The 20,423-nt window shown below is 70.1% G+C and carries 18 protein-coding genes; 8 read left to right on the top strand and 10 right to left on the bottom strand.

Annotation, left to right across the window (positions count from 1 at the left end; genetic code table 11):
- Positions 1 to 78: 78 nt before the first annotated feature.
- From aqpZ to ACFM35_RS08615, 6 genes are all read right to left on the bottom strand, one after another.
- Positions 79 to 870: an aquaporin Z gene (aqpZ, locus tag ACFM35_RS08640; RefSeq protein ID WP_378840949.1), complete on the bottom strand. Its 792-nt coding sequence runs from the start codon at positions 868 to 870 to the stop codon at positions 79 to 81.
- Positions 871 to 977: 107 nt separating this feature from the next.
- Complete coding sequence (locus tag ACFM35_RS08635; protein ID WP_378840947.1) at positions 978 to 2,285, bottom strand: DUF58 domain-containing protein; 1,308 nt, start codon at positions 2,283 to 2,285, stop codon at positions 978 to 980.
- A gap of 59 nt (positions 2,286 to 2,344) precedes the next feature.
- Complete coding sequence (locus ACFM35_RS08630) at positions 2,345 to 3,268, bottom strand: AAA family ATPase (RefSeq protein ID WP_378840969.1); 924 nt, start codon at positions 3,266 to 3,268, stop codon at positions 2,345 to 2,347.
- Positions 3,269 to 3,342: 74 nt separating this feature from the next.
- Positions 3,343 to 4,500: a DUF4350 domain-containing protein gene (locus ACFM35_RS08625; RefSeq protein ID WP_378840944.1), complete on the bottom strand. Its 1,158-nt coding sequence runs from the start codon at positions 4,498 to 4,500 to the stop codon at positions 3,343 to 3,345.
- A 44-nt stretch (positions 4,501 to 4,544) separates the two neighbouring features.
- Positions 4,545 to 5,246, bottom strand: a complete 702-nt coding sequence (locus ACFM35_RS08620; RefSeq protein ID WP_378840942.1) for a DUF4129 domain-containing protein — start codon at positions 5,244 to 5,246, stop codon at positions 4,545 to 4,547.
- Complete coding sequence (locus ACFM35_RS08615; RefSeq protein ID WP_378840939.1) at positions 5,243 to 6,592, bottom strand: DUF7847 domain-containing protein; 1,350 nt, start codon at positions 6,590 to 6,592, stop codon at positions 5,243 to 5,245. The genes ACFM35_RS08620 and ACFM35_RS08615 overlap by 4 nt, the downstream gene beginning before the upstream one ends.
- 163 nt (positions 6,593 to 6,755) lie before the next feature.
- On the opposite strand from ACFM35_RS08615, the gene mtrA reads away from it, so the two are divergent.
- The 5 genes from mtrA to hpf all read left to right on the top strand — a co-directional run bounded on the left by mtrA (position 6,756) and on the right by hpf (position 12,414).
- Positions 6,756 to 7,436 carry an MtrAB system response regulator MtrA gene (gene mtrA, locus ACFM35_RS08610; RefSeq protein ID WP_378840937.1) on the top strand — a complete coding sequence of 227 codons (681 nt, stop codon included), beginning with the start codon at positions 6,756 to 6,758 and terminating at the stop codon, positions 7,434 to 7,436.
- Between the two features lie 7 nt (positions 7,437 to 7,443).
- Positions 7,444 to 9,195, top strand: a complete 1,752-nt coding sequence (mtrB, locus tag ACFM35_RS08605) for an MtrAB system histidine kinase MtrB (RefSeq protein WP_378840933.1) — start codon at positions 7,444 to 7,446, stop codon at positions 9,193 to 9,195.
- Positions 9,192 to 10,877, top strand: coding sequence for an LpqB family beta-propeller domain-containing protein (locus tag ACFM35_RS08600; RefSeq protein WP_378840930.1), 1,686 nt, complete (start codon positions 9,192 to 9,194; stop codon positions 10,875 to 10,877). The genes mtrB and ACFM35_RS08600 overlap by 4 nt, the downstream gene beginning before the upstream one ends.
- A 95-nt stretch (positions 10,878 to 10,972) precedes the next feature.
- The gene (locus tag ACFM35_RS08595; RefSeq protein ID WP_378840928.1) at positions 10,973 to 11,665 is read left to right on the top strand and encodes a ComF family protein; all 693 of its coding nucleotides are present in this window, start codon (positions 10,973 to 10,975) and stop codon (positions 11,663 to 11,665) included.
- 89 nt (positions 11,666 to 11,754) lie between these two features.
- A complete protein-coding gene (gene hpf, locus ACFM35_RS08590) occupies positions 11,755 to 12,414 on the top strand; it encodes a ribosome hibernation-promoting factor, HPF/YfiA family (RefSeq protein WP_378840925.1) in 660 nt (219 codons plus the stop codon).
- A gap of 96 nt (positions 12,415 to 12,510) precedes the next feature.
- On the opposite strand, the gene ACFM35_RS08585 is transcribed toward hpf, so the two are convergent.
- Together ACFM35_RS08585 and ACFM35_RS08580 are read right to left on the bottom strand one after the other, a co-directional pair.
- Complete coding sequence (locus ACFM35_RS08585) at positions 12,511 to 13,827, bottom strand: hypothetical protein (RefSeq protein WP_378840922.1); 1,317 nt, start codon at positions 13,825 to 13,827, stop codon at positions 12,511 to 12,513.
- 80 nt (positions 13,828 to 13,907) lie between these two features.
- A complete protein-coding gene (locus tag ACFM35_RS08580; protein WP_378840920.1) occupies positions 13,908 to 14,507 on the bottom strand; it encodes a PadR family transcriptional regulator in 600 nt (199 codons plus the stop codon).
- A 221-nt stretch (positions 14,508 to 14,728) separates the two neighbouring features.
- Here ACFM35_RS08580 and secA point away from each other — a divergent pair, with 221 nt between their 5' ends.
- Entirely contained in the window at positions 14,729 to 17,542 is a 2,814-nt protein-coding gene (gene secA, locus ACFM35_RS08575) for a preprotein translocase subunit SecA (protein ID WP_378840918.1), read from the top strand.
- A gap of 99 nt (positions 17,543 to 17,641) precedes the next feature.
- Entirely contained in the window at positions 17,642 to 18,868 is a 1,227-nt protein-coding gene (locus tag ACFM35_RS08570) for a pyridoxal phosphate-dependent aminotransferase (protein ID WP_378840915.1), read from the top strand.
- Between the two features lie 15 nt (positions 18,869 to 18,883).
- Here the strand turns inward: ACFM35_RS08570 and ACFM35_RS08565 are convergent, their stop codons facing one another.
- Complete coding sequence (locus ACFM35_RS08565; protein ID WP_378840912.1) at positions 18,884 to 19,321, bottom strand: Rv3235 family protein; 438 nt, start codon at positions 19,319 to 19,321, stop codon at positions 18,884 to 18,886.
- 123 nt (positions 19,322 to 19,444) lie between these two features.
- On the opposite strand from ACFM35_RS08565, the gene ACFM35_RS08560 reads away from it, so the two are divergent.
- Positions 19,445 to 20,056: a hypothetical protein gene (locus tag ACFM35_RS08560; RefSeq protein WP_378840910.1), complete on the top strand. Its 612-nt coding sequence runs from the start codon at positions 19,445 to 19,447 to the stop codon at positions 20,054 to 20,056.
- Between the two features lie 28 nt (positions 20,057 to 20,084).
- Here ACFM35_RS08560 and ACFM35_RS08555 read toward each other — a convergent pair whose 3' ends face one another.
- Complete coding sequence (locus ACFM35_RS08555) at positions 20,085 to 20,366, bottom strand: helix-turn-helix domain-containing protein (RefSeq protein ID WP_378840907.1); 282 nt, start codon at positions 20,364 to 20,366, stop codon at positions 20,085 to 20,087.
- Positions 20,367 to 20,423 lie beyond the last annotated feature (57 nt).

Raw genomic sequence — 20,423 nt, 5'->3', positions numbered from 1 at the left:
CTTTCCCTCCTTCTTTTCTCCCCCCAAGACGAAACCCCCCCCCCCCCTTTCCCCCCCCCCGCTTCCGTGTGTGGGGTGTCAGCCCTGGCGTGCCTCGGAAGGCTGGGTCGACGCCGGACGCGGCTCGAACAGGCCGCGGTGCAGGAAGCCCGCGAGCAGTCCGCCGACGAGGGGGAACAGGATGAACACCCAGAGTTGGCCGAGCGCATCGCCGCCGCCGTAGATCGCCGTGGCGATCGACCGGGCGGGGTTCACGGAGGTGTTGTCGATCGGGATGGACGCGAGGTGGATGAACACGAGCGTGAATCCGATCGCGACCCCGGCGAGCTGTCCGGCACCGCGCTTCTCGTTCGTCACCCCGAGGATCACGAGGATGAAGATCGCGGTGAACACGATCTCGGCGACGATGGCGGCACCGAGGCCGAAGCCGCCGGGCGAGCTGTCGCCGTATCCGTTGCTGGCGAAGCCGCCGTCCTGTGCGGCGCTCAGCCAGCCGTCGGGGCCGGAGAGCCCGATGAGGACGATGATCGACGTGCCGACGGCGCCGCCCACGATCTGGGCGACGATGTAGCCGGGGGCTTCTCGCCAGGGGAAGCGGCCCGCGGCGGCCAGACCGAACGTCACGGCGGGGTTGAAGTGACCACCCGAGATCGGGCCCCAGGCGTAGATGCCGGCCATGAGGGTCAGGCCGAACGCCAGCGCGACGCCGACGAAGCCGACACCGAGCGAGGTGCCGTTGTCGCTCACGCCGAAGTTCGCCGCGAACAGGGCGGTTCCGATGGAACCGAAGACCAGCAGGAAGGTGCCGAGCGCCTCGGCGATCAGCTTGGTCGCGGTGCTGGGATTGACCGCGGGGTTCGAATCTGGCATGAGAGAGCTCCTTTCAGCCTCGATCGCGAGCGTAGCCGCTTCCCAGCCGATTCACAGTGAGGCACGAGCATCGATGACCGCCTGCGACGTCGCGTGACGGGGTGAGCTCAGAGCCGACCGGTCGCCTTGAGTGCCAGATACCGGTCGGCGACCCGCGGGGGCAGATCGTCGGGGGTGTCGGCGATCGCCTCGGCGCCGGCCCGGCCGACGGCGGACGCGAAACGCTCGGCGTCGCGGATCGCACGCTCGGCAGAGGCCGCCCGGTAGACCTCGGCGGCGTCTCCGCGAGCGCCGGCGACGTCGTGCAGCTCGGCATCGGTCGCGCTCCCGACCAGTACGAGCGTGCGACGGGTGAGCGATGTCAGCGATCCGAGGAGGCCCCGAGCGGCCTCGGGTGCGTCCTGTGCGGTGAGCAGAACGACCAGCGAGGGCCGTGAGGTCAGCGCGCGCACCTGGGCGAACGCGGCATCCCAATCGGTGTCGATCAGCTGGGGCTGCACCGGCGCCATGGCGTCCACGAGAGCCGGGAGCAGCGGAGCTCCGTCCACGCCCGTCACGCGGGCACGCACGACTCGGTCGAACATCACGAGGTGCACGTGGTCGCCCGCGCGGGTCGCGAGGGCCGACAGCAGAAGAGCTGCTTCCATCGCGGCGTCCAGGCGCACCCCATCGCCGACGCGAGCGGCGGACGTGCGTCCGGTGTCGATGAGCACGACGACGTGACGGTCGCGCTCCGGCCGCCAGGTGCGCAGCATCGTGCTGCCCGCGCGCGCGGTCGCGCGCCAGTCGACCGAGCGGACGTCGTCGCCTCGGACGTACTCGCGCAGGCTGTCGAACTCCGTGCCCTGGCCGCGCATCTGCACGCTCGTGTTCCCGTCCATCTCCCGCAGGCGGGCGAGGCGCGAAGGAAGGTGGCGCCGCGACGTGAAGGGCGGCAGCACGCGCACGGCGGCGGGGGCATCGACACGCCCCTGGCGTCCCGCGAGGCGGAGGGGACCATCGGCGCGGATGACCACGAACCGCGAGGTCAGCTCACCACGACGGCGGGGTCGCAGGGGGATGGACACCCGCCTGCTCTCTCCCGGGGGGATCTCGATCACCGCCCGTGCGAGAGGGGCGCCTGCGGTGGGCTGCCATGCGTCGCGGAGGCGTCCGCGCAGGAGTCGCGACCCCGTGTTGCGGACGCGCAGTTCGGTCTGCACGCCCTCACCGAGCAGCACCCGACCGGGAATCGTGCGGGCGATGTCGACCAGGCGCGGATCGGCGGCGGCCGCGGCATCCGCGCAGGCGACGCCCGCGCACAGCAGCAGCCAGCCGACCATGCAGAGCCAGGGGTCGGCACCGGCGACGGCGAGGAGGATCACCGGGATCACGCCGAGGCCGACGAGCAACGGCAGACGGCCGGTGAGGTACATGCGGATCCTTGCGGTGGAAGCGAGTGGATGCGGCGAGGAGAAGGTGCGTCGACCGGGAGTCAGATCGGTACGCGCGTCTGCTGCATGACCGATCCGAGCACGGCGTCGACCGACACGCCCTCGAGCTCGGCGTCGGTGCGCAGGCGGATGCGGTGCCGCCATGCGGGTACCACCATCGTCTGGACGTGGTCGGGGGTGATGGCGGGTGACCCGACGAGCCACGCCCAGGCTTTGGCGGCGGCGAGCAGACCGGTCGTCGCTCGGGGGCTCACCCCGAGCTGGACGGACGGGCTCTCGCGCGTCGCGCGAGCGAGATCGACGACGTAGGCGAGGACGTCGTCCGAGACCGTGACGGACGCCGCGGCCCGCTGCGCGGCGGTGATCTCGTCGGCGCCGATCACCGCGTGCACGTCGGCGAGGGCGCGCGGGTCGAACCCCGCCGCGTGCCGCCGGAGCACATCGATCTCGGCGTCCCGCGACGGGATCTCGATGAGGAGCTTGAGGAGGAACCGGTCCAGCTGCGCCTCGGGAAGCGTGTAGGTGCCTTCGTGCTCGATCGGGTTCTGCGTCGCGGCGACCAGGAACGGATCGGGCAGCGCGCGCGTCACCCCATCGCTGGACACCTGGCGTTCCTCCATCGCCTCGAGGAGCGCGGCCTGCGTCTTCGGCGGCGTGCGGTTGATCTCGTCGGCCAGCACGATGTTGGTGAACACCGGCCCCTCGCGGAACTCGAACTCCCCGGTGCGGGCGTCGTAGACGAGCGAACCCGAGACATCGCCGGGCATCAGATCAGGGGTGAACTGGATGCGCTTCGTATCGAGGCCGAGCGCGCGGCTGAGCGTGCGCACGAGCAGCGTCTTGGCGACGCCCGGGACGCCCTCCAGCAGCACGTGCCCGCGGGCGAGCACGGCGATCAGCAGACCCGTGACCGCGCCGTCCTGGCCGACGACGGCCTTGCCGACCTCGAGGCGCACCCGGTTCATCGCTTCGCGGAGCGCATCGTCGTCGTGTCCGGCGGCGGGGATCGGGTCGGGCAGGGGGATGGGATCGTGCTCGGTCACGGTCGGTTCCTTTCCGGCCGCACGGCTGTGCGCACGGCGTTCTCGAGATCGCGCAGGCGGTCGCTCAGAGCGACCAGGTCGGCGTCGGTGCGGGGGAGATCATCGATCAGGACGGCGCGGACCACGCCGCGGTCGGCGCTCAGGCGAGAGGCCGCGGCGTCCGAGATCACCGCGGCATCCGCGGACGGTCCGAGCGCGAGCAGCTGCGCAAGACGCCCCAGCGTGCCGATCCTGAGCTGATCGGCGGCGTGCACGGCATCGCGCGATCGTGCGTACAGGCGGGCGCGACCCTCCATGGTCTCGGCGGCGCGCACCGTCACGGGGAGCCGCTCCGCCACCAGCGGGCCGAACCGTCGTCCTCGCCAGAGGGCGGCTGCCACCCCGGCGCAGAGGAGGAGGACGATGCTCGGGGCGACCCAATCGGGGGTCTGCGCGCCCAGCGAGCCGCTCGTCCGGTCGGTGTCACCCGCGGACGGGATGTACCAGACGAGCTTCGGATGCTGCCCCATCAGGTTTATCGCGAGGGCGGCGTTGCCGCGTGACGAAAGTGCGGCGTTCGTGAAGAGGGCCGCGCCGTCGACCGCGGAGGTCGTCCCGTCCGTGAGCAGACCGTACCCCTCGCCCTCGGGGTAGCAGCCCACGACCCCGGCACCGGGCCGGAAGAGCGCTGCCCCGTCGATGTCGCCTGATCGGTCGGCCGCACCGACATCGCACGACGGGGCGAGCGCCTCCGCTGCCGCGACGCCCCCCGGAGAACTGCCGGGGAGCAGCACGCGGAGGCTGCGGGCACGGGGATCGATGAGGACCACCGAGGTCGCGGCATCCGCGGTGCGGCGCAGCGTGTCATCCGACAGGAGCGGGGTGTCTGCGAGGACCAGAGTCGCCTCGCCCTGCGCCAGGGCCGACCGCGCCGCGTCGCGATCGCGCGCGATCGTCACCTCGACACCCCGATCCCGCAGGATCTGCACCAGTGCGCGGGTCCCCGACGGGCCCGCGGACTCGGGATCGAGCACCCCGCGCTGCGACCACTGGCCCGCGCTGGCGAGGAGCGTCCCCGCGATGCCGACGAGCACCAGAACGGCGACGATGGCGCCCCACGCGAGCGCCGATCTGCGGCGGGTGGACGCGGCGGTCCCGGTGTCCGGGGAGGTCACCGGGGCAGGGGTCTGTGCGGGGGCGGTCCCGGCGGGCGCGAACGTCACGCCGGCGCGCCGGCGGATGAGAGGCGGGGCGGCACCGGCCGCGCCGCCGAGACCGCGTCGTCGACGTCGCCCACCCGCACGTACAGGGCGGCGGTTCCCGGGCGTCGCAGGTAGCGGACGTCGTCGAAGGCGGCGGCGGCCTCATCGAGGGCGGCGCGGTGCTCGGGGAACGCGCGACCGGCCGCACGCGCGAAGGCATGCACGGTCGCGCCCGGCGGGTTGTCCACGACGCCGCGCTCGTCCACGGCGCGCGCGAGGGCGCGGAACCGCAGGATGATCGCCGGTGTCCAGTCGCCGGCGGCGGCACGGGATGCCGCGTCGCGGCGCAGCTCGTCGGCGCTTCGCCGATCGTCCTCGCCGAAGAGATCCGACGCGCCGGCCCTCGACCGCGGAGTGATGCGGGGCCGACCCCAGATGAGGAACGCCACGACGATCAGGACGACCACGACGATCGTGGCGATCACTGCGAGGGCCGAGCCCCAGCCGTCGCCCACGTCGGTGCGGAAGAGATCGGAGAAGAATCGACCGATCGCTTCTGCCACGCGATCGAGGGCTGTGGGCTGCGCTTCGGCGTACACCGGGTCGGACAGCTCCTGTTCCGCCCAGCGGCGGGCATCGTCGCCGTCCGGCGCCACAGGATCGAACGCGGCGGCCACGGACATCGCCGACGACGCGGCGGCTAAGCCGGTGAGGATCACGGCGCCTCGCGGTCGGCGGGTGCCGTGCCGGGCGGCGTCCAGGCCGGGGGTGCGGCCGTCGTCGGCGCTTCGGTCGGCGTCGCGGGCGCCGGCGCGTCGCCCGGCGGCGGGGGCAGGGTGCCCTCCGCCGGAGGCGCGTACCCCTGGGGTGGGGGAGGCGCGTACCCCTGGGGGGGCGGCGCGTATCCCTGCGGCGCGGGCGCGTAACCCTGGGCCGCCGGCGCGTGCCCCTGGCTCGGGTACGGCCCGTACCCCTGCGCGGGGTACGGGTACGGCGGGCCGGCAGGGACGGCGGCGCGCGGAGCGATCTGCCGCCCCACGTGCTCGCGATAGGGATCCGGGAGGCCCGTTGCTCCGGCGTCCCGACGCTCCACGTAGGCGAGCAGATCCAGGTCGAGTCCTTCGCGGCGCATGCGGCTGTCGATGTAGACGAGCGTGGCGACGGTGGCCTGGACGACCAATGCCACCGACTGCAGGAGCAGTGTCACCACCTGTGTGAGCACCGCCCCGATGATGATCGCCACGATCGCGCTGGGTTCCGGGTCTCCGGTCGGGGCGATCACGGTGCTCAATCCCGAAGTGAGGAACGAGAACGGGATGCTGATGACCTGGCTGATGGCGCCGAAGACGACCGAGATGATCACCGTGACGCCGAGTGCCACCCAGAAACGACCGCGGATGAGCGTCCAGGATCGCCGGACGGCCTCGCCGATCCGCGCGTGCTCGAGCACGATTGTCGCCGGCACCAGCAGCAGCTTGGTCGACAGCCAGAGCGACAGGGGGATCGCGGCGAGCAGGACGAGGACCGAAAGGCCGACCGCCACCGGAAGTGCGGCGAAGCCGATCGCCACGATGCCGCCCACCACGATGCCGATCACCAGGACGAGGGCCAGGGTGAGCATCAGTGTGTAGGCGATGAGTCGCCAGAACACCGGCTTCACCCGACGCCAGAGTGTGCGCAGCGGCAGCCGCTCGGCGAGCGCGGCGTGCGCGACTTCGCTCACGACGACGCCCTGTACGACGACGCCCAGCGCGCCGGCGAGCAGTCCCAGCACGAATGCGCTGACCGCCGTGATGACGGTCGATCCCGCCAGCACCGCGTTGTAGTCGTCCGTGCCGACCCGAAGGGTGTCGAGTCGGGAGAACGACGCCCACGCGGCGGCGCCCACTCCGACGATCAGGAGCAGATACGCCAGCACCTGGACTCCGAGGGCGAAGCCGAGCAGCACTTTCGGGTTGTGACGGAGGGCCGCGAACGAGCGGCCCAGGATGGTGCCGAATGTCAGGGGATGCAGGGGGATGATTCCCGGTCGGGATGCCGGCGTCCAGGCCGGGTACGCGCTCACGTGATCTCCTCTGGGGTGCGACTGGTTCACTATCGTGTCACACGACCCCCGGCCCGGATCGGTGTTGCCGAGCCCGGCGTCGATTACGCTGTGAGAGCGCATGGGGAAAGCGCACACCGCCGCATAGGCGACCGAAACGCACAGAAGGATGACGCGTTACACGATGAGTTCACGAATCCTGGTGGTCGATGACGACACCGCTCTCGCCGAGATGATCGGCATCGTGCTCCGCACGGAGGGATTCGAGACCGTGTTCTGCGCCGACGGTGCGCAGGCGGTCGACATCTGGCGCGCCGAGCGCCCGGATCTGATCCTCCTCGATCTGATGCTTCCGGGCATGGACGGTATCGAGATCTGCACCCGCGTGCGCGCGGAATCGGGAATACCGATCATCATGCTCACCGCACGCACCGACACCGCCGACGTGGTGCGCGGACTCGAGGTCGGCGCCGACGACTACATCGTCAAGCCGTTCAACCCCAAAGAGCTCGTCGCGCGCATCCGCACGCGTCTGCGCCCCGCAGCGCAAGCCGTGAGCGAGACCCTGCGCATCGGCGACCTGTCGGTCGACGTCGCCGCCCACGAGGTGCGCCGCGGCGACGACGCGATCGCGCTCACCCCCCTCGAGTTCGAGCTGCTCGTCGCGCTCGCCGAGAAACCGCAGCAGGTCTTCTCGCGCGAGATGCTGCTCGAGCAGGTCTGGGGCTACCACTACAAGGCCGACACCCGGCTGGTCAACGTGCACGTCCAGAGGCTGCGCGCCAAAGTGGAGAAGGATCCCGACAACCCCACGATCGTGACGACGGTGCGCGGCGTGGGCTACCGCGCCGGCGCCGTGGTCTGAGGCGCAGATGGCGCGCGGCTCGGCGCTGCCGGAGGGCGAGGCATCCCTCGCCCGACCGGTGTCCACGACGCGGCCGTCGCACTCGCGGGCGTTCAGCGGGGGATGGCGCGATTGGCGCTCCTGGCCCACGACGCTCGCGCGACTGTGGAGGCGGTCGCTGCGCTTCCGCACGGTGCTCATCACCCTGGCGCTCACCGCGCTGGCGATCCTTATCGCGTGTGTCTGGATGGCCCTGGCCATCCAGAACGACCTCTTCACCTCCCGCCTCGACCAGGTCACCTCCAACGCGAGTCGGGCGACGGCATCGGCCCAGCTCGCCCTGGACAACGCGGCCGTGCAGGGCGATTCCGCGCAGCTGCAGAGCCTCATGACGAGCGTGCAGGGCACGATCGTCGAGCAGTCCGGCAGCGAGTCGATCGCCGCCTTCCGCATCGACACCGCGACGTCGTCCCTCGCCCCGCAGGACTTCACCTCCTTCCCGCTGAGCGAGGAGGGGGTGATCACCGCGCCCCTGCAGACGGCCGTGCGTGCCACGCCGCAGACGCAGTTCTGGCAGTCCGTCGCCCTCCCCACGATCGAGGGCGGCAGCGTGCCCGGCATCGTCGTGGGTCAGCAGCTCGAGGTTCCCGGGGTCGGTGCCTACGAGCTCTACCTCGCCTACGACCTCGGCACCGCGCCGCAGACACTCGGCTTCATCACGGGCACGTTGTGGCTCGTGGGTCTCGCGCTCGTCGTCATCGTCGGCCTGATCTCCTGGTTCGTGCTGCGGTCGGTGACCGCGCCGATCGGCGAGGCGGCCGAGACGAGCGCGCAACTGGCCTCGGGCGACCTCGGCGTGCGCCTGGAGGTGCGCGGCGAGGACGAGCTCGCGATCCTCGGCCGGTCGTTCAACGCGATGGCCGACAGCATCGAATCGCAGATCAAAGAGCTGGCTGATCTCTCGCTCGTGCAGCAGCGGTTCGTCTCAGACGTCTCGCACGAGCTGCGGACACCCCTCACGACCATCCGGCTGGCCGCCGACATGATCAACGACCATCGGGACGAGTTCGATCCCGGCACGGCCCGCGCTGCGGAGCTGCTGAACGCCCAGGTGCAGAGGTTCGAGACGCTGCTGACCGATCTGCTCGAGATCAGCCGCTACGACGCCGGATCGGTGCAGCTCGAGCTCGAGCCGACGAGCCTCGCTCATCTGGCCGAGGACGTGATCGAATCGATGAGTCCCCTCGCCGAGCAGCACGGCACCGACCTCCGGCTGGTGGCCCCCGGCGGATACTCCCCGGTGGAGATGGACCCGCGCCGAGTGCGCCGCGTGGCACGAAATCTGCTGGGCAACGCGATCGAGCACGGGGAGGGACGCCCCATCGTCGTCACCGTGGACAGCAACCAGCATTCCGTGGCGATCGGCGTCCGCGACTACGGCCTCGGTATGAAGCCCAGTGATGCCGAGCGGGTGTTCGACCGCTTCTGGCGGGCCGACCCGTCGCGTCGACGGACGATCGGCGGCACCGGCCTCGGTCTCTCGATCGCGCTCGGGGACGCGCGGCTCCACGGCGGCGAACTGGGCGTCTGGTCGGAGCTCGGTCGGGGGACGAACTTCGTGCTCACCCTCCCGAGGCAGGGCGGGCACCTGCGCGGCACGTCGCCCATCGACCTCGATCCGGGGGAGGACGGGGTGTCGGCCGTCGACGCCCTCGGGCTGACCCAGCCCATCGAGATCCTGACGGACACCTCATCGCCGACAGCGAGGAAGGGCTCATGAGATCCCGTCGCGCCATGACCGCGCTGGTGGCGACCGCGCTGGTCCTCGTGCTCGCCGCGTGCACGGGGCTGCCCACGAGCGGACCGGTGAATGTCGGGCGGGAGCCCACGGACGCCGCCGAGGCCCCGGACTTCTCGTTCGTCCCCGACCGGCCGCAGCCCGGTGCGACCGCGGAGCAGATCGTCGACGGCTTCGTCCGCGCGGGGTCGGGCCCCGCCGGCGACTGGAGCAGGGCGCGGCTGTTCCTGACGGATTCGTTCCGCAACCAGTGGGATCCCACCGCCAGTGTCACGATCGACGTGCAGGGGGACCGCCGAGCGACCGAGAACGCCGACGACGCGGTCTCGCTGACGCTGACGTCGGTGGCCAACGTCGACGAGAGAGGCGCCTATACGCTCGCGGACTCCGAGACCACCGTGCTGCAGTTCGCCCTCGTCCAGGAGGACGGGGAGTGGCGCATCTCCGCGGCGCCCGACGGGGTCGTCCTCGATCAGGACTTCTTCACGCGCGTGTACCGGCCGTATTCCCTCATGTTCTTCGACCCCACGTGGCAGTACCTCGTGCCCGACGTGCGCTGGTTTCCGCCGACCAACACCCTCGCGACCGTGCTCACGGCCGAGCTCCTCAACGGACCGAGTCCGTGGCTGAGCGGCGCCGTCGCCTCGGCTTTCCCGGACAGCGTGAGTCTGGAACCCAGATCGGTGCCGGTGATCTCGAATGTGGCGGACGTGTCCTTCAACACCGCCGCGCTCGACCTCGACGCCTCGACGCTCAGCCGGATGCAGACGCAGCTCGACGCCACCCTTGCGACGGCGACGATCACCGCGGTCGAGATGACCGTCGGCTCGACAGCGCTGCCCGCTGAGCCGCAGGCCGTGCGCTCGACGTCCGTCTCGGCATCCCCCCTCGTGCTCACCGGCGACGACTTCGGCTTCCTCACCGGCGCCGAGCTCGATCCGATCAGCGGCCTGTCCGACGCCATGATGCAGGTCGTGCCGGCGCCCGTCGCGGCCCAGGTCTCGCCGAACCGCGACTTCGCGGCCGTCCGGCTCGCGGGCGAGGGCGTGTTCCGCGTCGACGCGGACGGCGCCGTCACGGCCCTCGACACCCGCCCCGACCTGATCGACCCGACCGTCGACCCGTTCGGCTACACCTGGAGCGTGCCCCGGGACGCGGCATCCACCACCGTCGTCTTCGATGAGGCGGGCCAGCCCATCCCGTTCCCGGCGACGTGGAGCGGGGCGAGTCAGATCTCGGCGATGTCGCTCTCGCACGACGGTGCGCGGCTGGCAGCGGTCATCACCACCGGAGGCCGCAGCGCCACCTGGGTCGCCGGCGTGGTGCGCGACGCGAAGGGCGTACCTCTCGGACTCAGCGCCGAGACCCTGCTGCTCGGGCCCGCCGTCGGTCGCGGGGTCGCCCTCACGTGGCTCGACAACACGACCGTCGGCATCCTCTCTTCCGACGGCGACCGCTCGGTGGTCTCGACGCAGCGCGTCGGAGGACCCGTCACCTCGACGGACGCGCCGGTCTCGGCGGTGAGCATCGCCGGCGCCAACCAGTCCACGACGGTCCGCCTCCGCGGCTCGGACGGCGCACTGTACATCCGCCGGGGGTCGAACTGGCAGCAGACCGCGAGCGGCATCGACGTGCTCGCGACCCAGCAGGGGCAACCCCAGTAGGAGCGCCGCTCCTCCCCACCCGCACGGACGCGGAAGAACCGCACGGATGCCGCGCCCGCCCCTCGCCGGTGGGTCGGGTCGCGCATTCTGGCGGTGTGACACGTCTTCCCCTTCCGGTGCGGGAGGCTCTCGCGGGCGCACTGGCGCTCGCCTTCCCCGTGGAGTGCGCCGGGTGCGGCGCGGTGGATGTCACGCTGTGCGGGTCGTGTCGTGCGACCCTCGCACCCTCCGTGCGGCGACAGCGCCTCGAGACCGGTCTTCCCGTCTGGTCGGGGCTCGCCTTCGAGGGTGTCGCCGCGCGCGTCGTGAGGGCCCTCAAGGAAGACGGGCGCACGGCGCTGGCGCGAGACCTCGCCCCCGCACTGCTCGGCGCGGTGGTCGCGGCGCTCGACGATCACGCGGCCGAGGCGGCTCGCGGGGTGACGCTGGTGCCGCTCCCCACCTCCCGGGCGGCATTCCGTCGCCGGGGATACCGGGTCGTCGAGCTCGTGGCGCACCGGGCGGGAGTGCACGTCGAACCGCTGTTGCACGGCGTCCGCGGAACAGCCGACCAGCGGGGACTGGGCCGCGACGAGCGCCGTCGCAACGTGGCGGGGAGCCTGTCGGCGCCGCCGAGCACCGGGCTGCGTGTGATGATCCTCGACGACGTGGTCACGACCGGGGCGACGCTCGCCGAGGCAGAGCGCGCATTGCGACACGCCGGGGCCGACGTCGTCGGCGCGGCCACGATCGCCGCCACGACGCGGCGAGGCGAACGCGGGGTGAACACATTGCGAACTCACGCGTGACACCGGACGACGATGTGGTTAGCGTTGGGGGACACAAGGCGACTGATGGTCCGCCCTTGACCGGGCCGACCGGAACAAGGAGGTCAAAGATGGATACCAGTATCGTCGGCGTGGGAGTGGGGATCACCGATCGCTTCCGCGGGGTCGTCGAAGAGAAGGCCGTCCGCATCGAGCACCTCGCACCTCGGGCGCAGACCCTCGAGATCAAGGTGACCCACCGCGCGTACCACAGCGGTCGGGTCGAGGATGAGACCGTCGAGCTCACGCTCACGGGGAAGGGCCCGATCGTCCGCGCGGAAGCGGTCGACGGCGACAAGTTCACGGCCCTGGATCTGGCCGTCGACAAGATGGCGGAGCAGCTTCGCCGCGCGAAGGACAAGCGGGTGGACGCCCGCAACCACCCCCGCGGCGCGAAATTCGAGAAGTCCACCGGTGAACTCCAGGGGATCGACGTCGAGCCTGCCTCCGTCGAGGTGCTCCGCGCCGTCGCCACCGGAGAGGTGCCGATCATCACGGGACCGGAGAGCGAGGACGACTACACCCCCGTGGTCATCCGTACGAAGAACTTCGACGCCGAATGGATGACGGTGGAGGAGGCGGTCGACCGGATGGAGCTCGTCGGCCACGACTTCTTCCTCTTCATCGACGCCCGCAGCGACCACCCGAGCGTCGTCTACCGTCGCAAGGGCTGGGACTACGGTGTGATCTCACTCACCACCCTCGCGCCGCCGCAGCAGCTCGCGTCGTAGCGCACGAGAACGCGAGAGGGGGATGCCGCGGCTCGCGGCATCCCCCTCTCGGTCACTCGATCGCCGCGCCGTGAAGAGCGCCCGGCCCGGCGGGGATCAGTCGAAGAAGTCGCCCAGCAGGCTGCCGATGACAAGACCGCCGAGGATGCCGCCCATGGGGTTCCCGCCGCCGACCTGTCCTCGACCGCCGCCCTGGCCCCAGCCGCCGGGGTCCTGCGGACGGGAAGAATCGATGTCGCGCTGGGCGAGCTGGAGCGCCTCACTGGCGAGCGTCGCCGTGCGTCGCGCCATGAGCATCGCCTGCTCCCGAGAGTCCTCGTCGTCGGGCAGTGCCTCCATGTCGATGCGGACCCGCTCGGCCCCCGCCAGTCGCGTGCGCGCATCGGCACCGATCCACCCGCGGTGGCCGGCGATCACGCTGCGGGCGACGGCCAGCTGGTGGTCGGCGTCGTCGACCGCGTGCCGGATCTGGTCCACGGTGGGAAGCGGCCGTGCTTCGCGCTCCCGGGCCTTCTCGATCGCTGCGTCGAGTCCTGCGTTGGCCTCACGCAGCTGCGTGAGCTCGGTGAACGGGTCGGCTTTCGCGCCGGAGGGGGCGAGCGCGCCCAGCGCCCGCTCGAGTGCGGCGACCGCGGACTTGACCGCCGGCACCTGCGGCGCGGTCCGGGCGGCGACGAGGTCGCCGCGCGAGTCCGCCACCATGTCGGCGAGGGTGGACTGCGCGCGGAGAGCCTCCACCTCGAAGTCATCGATCGCGTCGAACAGGGTCGTGGCGCGCCGGACCGCCTCGGTGGCCGTCTCCAGCGCCAGCAGCGACTGTTCCCGCTGCTCCGCCGCGCGGCGTCGCTCGGAGACGTCGGCACCATGAACGGCGAAGTCGAGCAGTCGCTCGGCCTCGTCGGCGTTGTCGGCGACGGTGTGGACCGCGTCGTCGCTGTACCTGCTCGCGACGCGGGCGATCACGGCCCGCGCGTCGGGCAGACGCTCTCGCAGTCGCTCGACATCGGCTCGGACGCCCGCGATGATCTCGGGTGCGCGCCGGACGGTCGCGATGCGCTCCTCCAGTGCAGACGTCTTCTGATCGAGGAGGTCGTTCGCCCAGGTGCACAACTGCTCGATCCGGGCGTTGCGCGTGCGCAGCTCCTCCCGCGTGTCGGGGATCTCGTCGTGGTTGAGCTGGTGGAGATGGAACGCTTCGGCGAGATGGGTGCGCACGGCCTCGAGAGCGGCGCGGAGTTCTGCCGTGGCATCCGTCCCCAACTCGGCCTCGGCGAAGGCGAGTTCGTCGGTGGTGAGTCGGATCCGCTCGTCGGCCTGCACGAGGGCGGCCTGCGCACGACGGCCGAGATCGGCGTCCTGCGCATCCTGCTGAGCCTGCTCTTCTTTGCGCCGCTTGCCCCAGAATCCCGCCATTGTGCAATCCTACGAGGGCTCGCGGGGTGGGTCGGCGCGTGTTCGCTCCGAGCGCGACGCCGGTCGAGCGACGCGGACGCTCATGCCGTCGCCGTTTTCAACGGCCGGCCGCGCTTGGGTCGATCGGCGGCGAGCCCGAGAGCCAGCGCGTGGCGCGGTTGCCCGTCGAGGCGCTGCTCGGCGCGGTCGAGCCAGCGGAGGTCGGCCTCGACGTCGCAGATCATCGCATCGCGCACGAGCGCCCTCGCCAGAGCCTCGCTGTCATCCGACTCGCGCTCGTCTCTGGCTCCGGCGAGGATGAGTGCGTCTCGTCGTGCTGTCGATGCGGAGCGCTGCGTGCGGATGATCGACCGGGCATCGACGCCGGGAAGGGTCGCCGCGATCGCGAGCTTGATCGGCAGCTCCTTCCGCGTGCCGTCCGGCTGCGGAACGGGGCCGCCGAACCAGGACTGCACCGTGGCGCGACCCGACGCCGTGATCTCGTAGTAGACGTGACCGTGCTCGTCGGCACCGGCCTTCACGACGAGCTCGTCGCGCTCGAGTCGGTCGAGGGTGTTGTAGATCTGCCCCACGTTGAGCGGCCACGTGGACCCGGTGCGGCGGTCGAACTCCGCGCGCAGCTGATAGCCGTAGCAGGGGCCCTGCTCGAGGATCGCCAGGAGGCTCTGTCGTACCGACACCGACGCCTGCCCCTTTCCATGCATACCGGGTATGCAGTTCCCGAGTCTGGCACATCGTCTCCAGGGGACCGGGATGCTCAGTCCGGCGCGTCGGCCGACGGTATCCTCAGCCCACTCCAAGGTCACGGACGGATAACATGGGCGGGTATGCCTGTCGTCCGACGACGCAGCATCGCGATGTGGCAACCAGGACGTCGCACCCGACAGATGGAGATCTTTCCGTGGCAAATCCTCTCGAGAAACTGCTCCGCGCCGGTGAGGGCCGCGTCATCCGGCGGCTGCAGCAGGTGGTGAAGGCCGTCAACGCCCTCGAGGAGGACTACTCCCAGCTCACCGACGAGGAGCTGCGTGGCGAGACCGCCGAGCTTCGCGCGCGGTTCGCTGCGGGCCAGACTCTCGACCAGCTCATGCCGGAGGCCTTCGCCGCTGTGCGCGAAGCCGCCAAGCGCACGCTCGGCCAGCGCCCTTACGACGTGCAGATCATGGGTGGCGCGGCTCTGCACCTCGGCAACATCGCCGAGATGAAGACGGGTGAGGGGAAGACGCTCACCGGAGTGTTCCCCTCGTACCTCAACGCGATCGCCGGCCAGGGCGTGCACATCGTCACGGTCAACGACTTCCTCGCGAGCTACCAGTCCGAGCTCATGGGCCGCATCCTTCGTGCCCTCGGGATGACCACGGGTGTCATCGTGTCCGGCCAGACGCCCGAGGTCCGTCGTGCGCAGTACAACGCCGACATCACGTACGGCACGAACAACGAGTTCGGCTTCGACTATCTCCGCGACAACATGGCGTGGCGCGAAGAGGACCTCGTGCAGCGCGGGCACTTCTTCGCGATCGTCGACGAGGTCGACTCGATCCTCATCGACGAGGCGCGCACACCGCTGATCATCTCGGGACCGTCGTCGGGCGAGGCGAACCGGTGGTTCGTGGAGTTCGCGAAGATCGCCAAGACCCTCGTCGCGGGGGAGGACTACGAGGTCGATGAGAAGAAGCGCACCATCGGCGTCCTCGAGCCCGGGATCGAGAAGGTCGAGGACTACCTCGGCATCGACAACCTCTACGAGTCGGCGAACACCCCGCTGATCTCGTTCCTCAACAACTCCATCAAGGCGCTGGCGCTGTTCAAGCGCGACGCCGACTACGTCGTGATGAACGACGAGGTCATGATCGTCGATGAGCACACCGGCCGCATCCTCGTCGGCCGCCGGTACAACGAGGGCATCCACCAGGCCATCGAGGCCAAGGAGAACGTGCCGGTCAAGGCTGAGAACCAGACGCTGGCCACCGTCACCCTCCAGAACTACTTCCGGCTGTACGACAAGCTCGCCGGCATGACCGGAACGGCCGAGACCGAGGCGGCGGAGTTCATGTCGACCTACCAGCTCGGCGTCGTCCCGATCCCGACGAACAAGCCGATGATCCGCAAGGACCAGTCCGACCTCGTCTACAAGAACGAGGAGGCGAAGTTCGCCCAGGTGGTCGAGGACATCGCGGTCCGTCACGAGAAGGGGCAGCCCGTCCTCGTGGGCACCGTGAGCGTGGAGAAGAGCGAGTACCTCTCGCGACTGCTCGCCAAGAAGGGCGTCAAGCACGAAGTGCTCAACGCGAAGAACCACGCCCGCGAGGCCGAGATCGTCGCTCGCGCGGGCCGCTTCGGAGCGGTCACCGTCGCCACCAACATGGCCGGTCGAGGCACCGACATCATGCTCGGCGGCAACGCCGAGTTCCTGGCCGTTCAGGAGATGAAGGCCAAGGGGCTCGATCCGGTCGAGACCCCCGACGAATACGAGTCCGAATGGGATTCGGTCTACGAGGGCATGCGCGACACGGTCGCCGAGGAGAGCAGCAAGGTCGTCGAGGTCGGCGGTCTGTACGTGCTGGGCACGGAGCGTCACGAATCCCGCCGGATCGACAACCAGCTGCGCGGTCGGTCCGGCCGTCAGGGCGACCCGGGCGAGAGCCGCTTCTACCTCTCGCTGACGGACGACCTGATGCGCCTGTTCCAGTCGGGCGCAGCCGAGGCCATCCTCGCCCGCACCAACTTCCCGGACGACGTCGCGATCGAGTCGACCATGGTCTCGCGAGCCATCCGCAGCGCGCAGGGTCAGGTGGAGTCCCGCAACGCCGAGATCCGGAAGAACGTCCTCAAGTACGACGACGTCCTCAATCGTCAGCGCGAGGCGATCTACGGCGACCGTCGGCACATGCTCCAGGGCGATGACCTGTCCGATCGTGTGCAGCACTTCGTCGAGGACGCCATCAATGCCGTCATCGACGACCACACCGGCTCCGGTCACACCGAGAGCTGGGACTTCGACGCCCTCTGGACGGAGCTCAAGACGCTCTACCCCGTCGGCGTCACGATCGACGAGGTCGTCGCCGAGGCGGGCACGAAGGGCCGCATCACGGCGGAGGGCCTCAAGCGCGAGATCCTCTCGGACGCGCGCATCGCCTATCGCAACCGCGAGGAGAAGCTCGGCGAAGCTGCAACCCGCGAGCTGGAACGCCGTGTGGTGCTGCAGGTCTTGGATCGCCGCTGGCGCGACCACCTGTACGAGATGGACTACCTCAAAGACGGCATCGGCCTGCGCGCGATGGCCCAGCGCGACCCGCTCATCGAGTACCAGCGCGAGGGCTTTCAGATGTTCCAGTCGATGATGGGGCAGATCAAGGAAGAGTCGGTCGGCTACCTGTTCAACCTCGAGGTCGAGGTGCGACGGGGTGAGAACGACCAGGTCGCCGAGGTCGAGGCGAAGGGCCTGGGTGCCGGTCCCGCCGAAGGCCAGCGTCTGGAGTACTCCGCCGCGAACGACGCCGGCGAGGTGGAGGTGCGCAACGAGCGCGGACAGGTCCAGCAGGCCGCCACGACGAAGGTGCGCCAGGCGGCCGCAGCCGCGGCACAGGCCGGCGCCCCTCAGCCCGCGGCGGCCGAAGAGGCGCCCCGCGGTGCCTTCGGTCAGCGCACGCCGTCTCCCGCCGCGGCGGCAGCACCGCAGAACCGCGCGCAGCGCAGGGCGACCAACAAGAAGTAGGGAGCGGGATCGCGTCGCGGCTCAGGCCGGGCACGCTCCCGTTCCGCGCGGTCCACATCGTGGCTATTGGCTTCGTCGGGGCGAAGCTATTCTGAGGCGATGAGTCCGCTTCGTCATCTCGATCAATCCTCCAAGCTCAAGAACGTGCTGTACGAGATCCGCGGCCAGGCGCTCGTGGAGGCCGGGCGACTCGAGTCCGAGGGTCACACGATCCTCAAGCTCAACACCGGCAATCCGGCGTCGTTCGGCTTCGAAGCGCCCTATCAGATCGTTCGCGACATGATCGAGGCGATCCCGCACGCGCACGGCTACAGCGAGAGCCGGGGCATCATGTCGGCGCGTCGGGCCGTGGTGTATCGCTACGAGCAGCTCCCGGGTTTCCCCAAGGTCGACCCTGACAACGTCTATCTCGGCAACGGCGTCTCCGAACTCATCACGATGACGATGCAGGCCCTGCTGGACGAAGGCGATGAGGTGCTCATCCCCGCGCCCGACTACCCGCTGTGGACGGCGATGACCAGCCTCGGCGGAGGCACGCCCGTCCACTACCGCTGCGACGAGTCCGACGGGTGGCATCCCGACCTCGAGGACATCCGCGCGAAGGTGACCCCGCGCACCAAGGCCATCGTGATCATCAATCCGAACAATCCGACCGGCGCGGTGTACTCCCGCGAGGTGCTGGAGGGCGTCGCCGAGATCGCCCGGGAGAACTCGCTGCTGATCCTCGCGGACGAGATCTACGACCGCATCCTGTTCGATGACGTCGAGCACATTCCGATGGCGACCATTGCGCCCGACCTGCTGTGCCTGACGTTCAACGGTCTGTCGAAGACCTACCGGGTGGCCGGCTACCGCTCGGGCTGGCTGGTGATCACCGGTCCGCAGGCGCACGCGGCCGGGTTCCTCGAAGGCATCAACCTCCTCGCCTCCACAAGGCTGTGCCCGAACGTGCCCGCGCAGCACGCGGTGCAGGCGGCCCTGTCGGGCGTCCAGTCGATCGATGCGCTGATCGCGCCGATGGGACGCCTTCACGAGCAGCGGGATGCGGCCTGGGAGGGTCTTGAAGCGATCCCCGGCGTGTCGTGCGTGCGGCCGCAGGGTGCGCTCTATGCATTCCCGCGATTCGATCCGGACGTGTACGAGATCGATGACGATGCCAAGTTCGTCTACGACTTCCTCGTGGCCGAACACGTCCTCCTCGTGCAGGGAACGGGCTTCAACTTCCCGACACCCGACCACGTGCGCATCGTCACGCTTCCGGAGGCGCGCGTGCTCACGCAGGCCGTCGAACGACTGGGGAACTTCCTGTCGTCCTACAAACCGTAGAGCGAGCCTCGAGAATCAGAGCAGGGCGAGTGATGTCGCGCGCCAGCGGCGGTCCATTCCTTCGAGGCGAATGGCGACGGCGCGGGTGCGCGCGGGTCCGCCCACGATGAGGACTGCCTCGACGGCGCCGTCCACCGGTGAGGACGTGTGAACGGACAGGATGCTGTGCACCGGCCGGGTCGCCGGGATTCCGCGCGCGCTGCGGGCGCGGACGGCAAGATTGGCGCGGGTCACGAGCGATCGGTAGGCATCCTCCGTCATCCACCGTGCGAGCTGATCCACTTCGCGCACGCCGGCCAGTACCTCGAGGACCCCTCGGGTGAGGTTGCGCAGGAGCGGCTCGGGGTCGGGGAGGGCGTGGGAGGAGGTGCGCTGCGGAGCGAAGAACTCGGTCAGATCCGCGGCCGGCAGGGAGGCATGTGCACGGTTCGTTCCGGCGGACTGACGCACCATGGTTCCCACTTCGATGGAGGATCGTCCTCAGACAGTAGGGCACTCGGCGAACTCACAGGAAGCGCGTCAGCGTGTTGTGGATAACTGAAGGTTCTCGTGTGCTATCGCCTCTAAGGTCGCAGGGTGCAGTGGGATCGATTCTTCGAAGACCTCGAAGACCAGTTGGCCTCGGAGTGGGAGGCGGAGCGCGCGGCGCTCGACACCGAGGCCGAACGGCTGCGTCTGTCTCGAGTGACGCTTCGTGAGCGGCTGCACGCGCTGATCGGCCGAGACGGATCGAACGGAACGGCGCCGACTTTCGAATTCGTCGACGGCTCCACCATTTCGGCGGAGGTGAGCGGCCTCGGCGTCGACTGGGTCGCTCTCCAGAATGCCGGGCGCGGGCGCAGTCTCATCGTGCCGCTCGGTGCCGTGTGTGCGATCGCGATGGCGCACGCGGATGTGCTTCGCTCCGCCCGCCCGGCGCCCGCGGCGGCGCCCTCGGCGCTGGCCGATCGGATGACCTTCGGATTCGTGCTGCGCGATCTGGTTCGCCGGCGCGTCTGCGTGTCCGTGCAGCTCGCGAACAACCGGCTGCTCACCGGCACGATCGATCGAGCCGGCGCCGATCACCTCGACATCGCGCTGCATGACGCGGGTGCGCCACGGCGAAGCGACATCGTGTCCGGCCACCGCGTCATCCCCCTGGGCGCGGTCGCATGGGTTCGGCTGGAAACCGCGGCATCCGCGTACTGACCGGCCGGCTCCGGGGGCGTGGGCGCTGTCAATCGGGGTTGCGGACGATGCCGGTGCCCCAGAGCTCGGGAAAGCTCGCAGCGTTGGACTGATGCCACAGCGCGATCCGACGGGCCTCCTCGGCCTGCGCGTCGAGGTACTCCGCCACGCTGGACTCGTCGACCCGCCAGGTCGCGGGGGAGCCTACCCTGGCACCGCGCAGCTGCCCCTCGAGGATGAGAGCCACGACTTCGTCGACGGACAGACGCAGCAGCTCGGCCACCTGGGCGGGGGCGAGCAGGCGCGCGCCGGACGCGGAGGAATCGGGCATGGCTTCATTATCGCGGCGGTTCTCGGTGTCGGGCGCAGGCCACGCCTCCTGTGGATA

This window comes from Microbacterium songi, from assembly GCF_042747925.1.
Lineage (GTDB): Bacteria > Actinomycetota > Actinomycetes > Actinomycetales > Microbacteriaceae > Microbacterium.
Note: the sequence above shows the minus strand (reverse complement) of the source record. Positions and strands in the feature narration are given on the sequence as shown.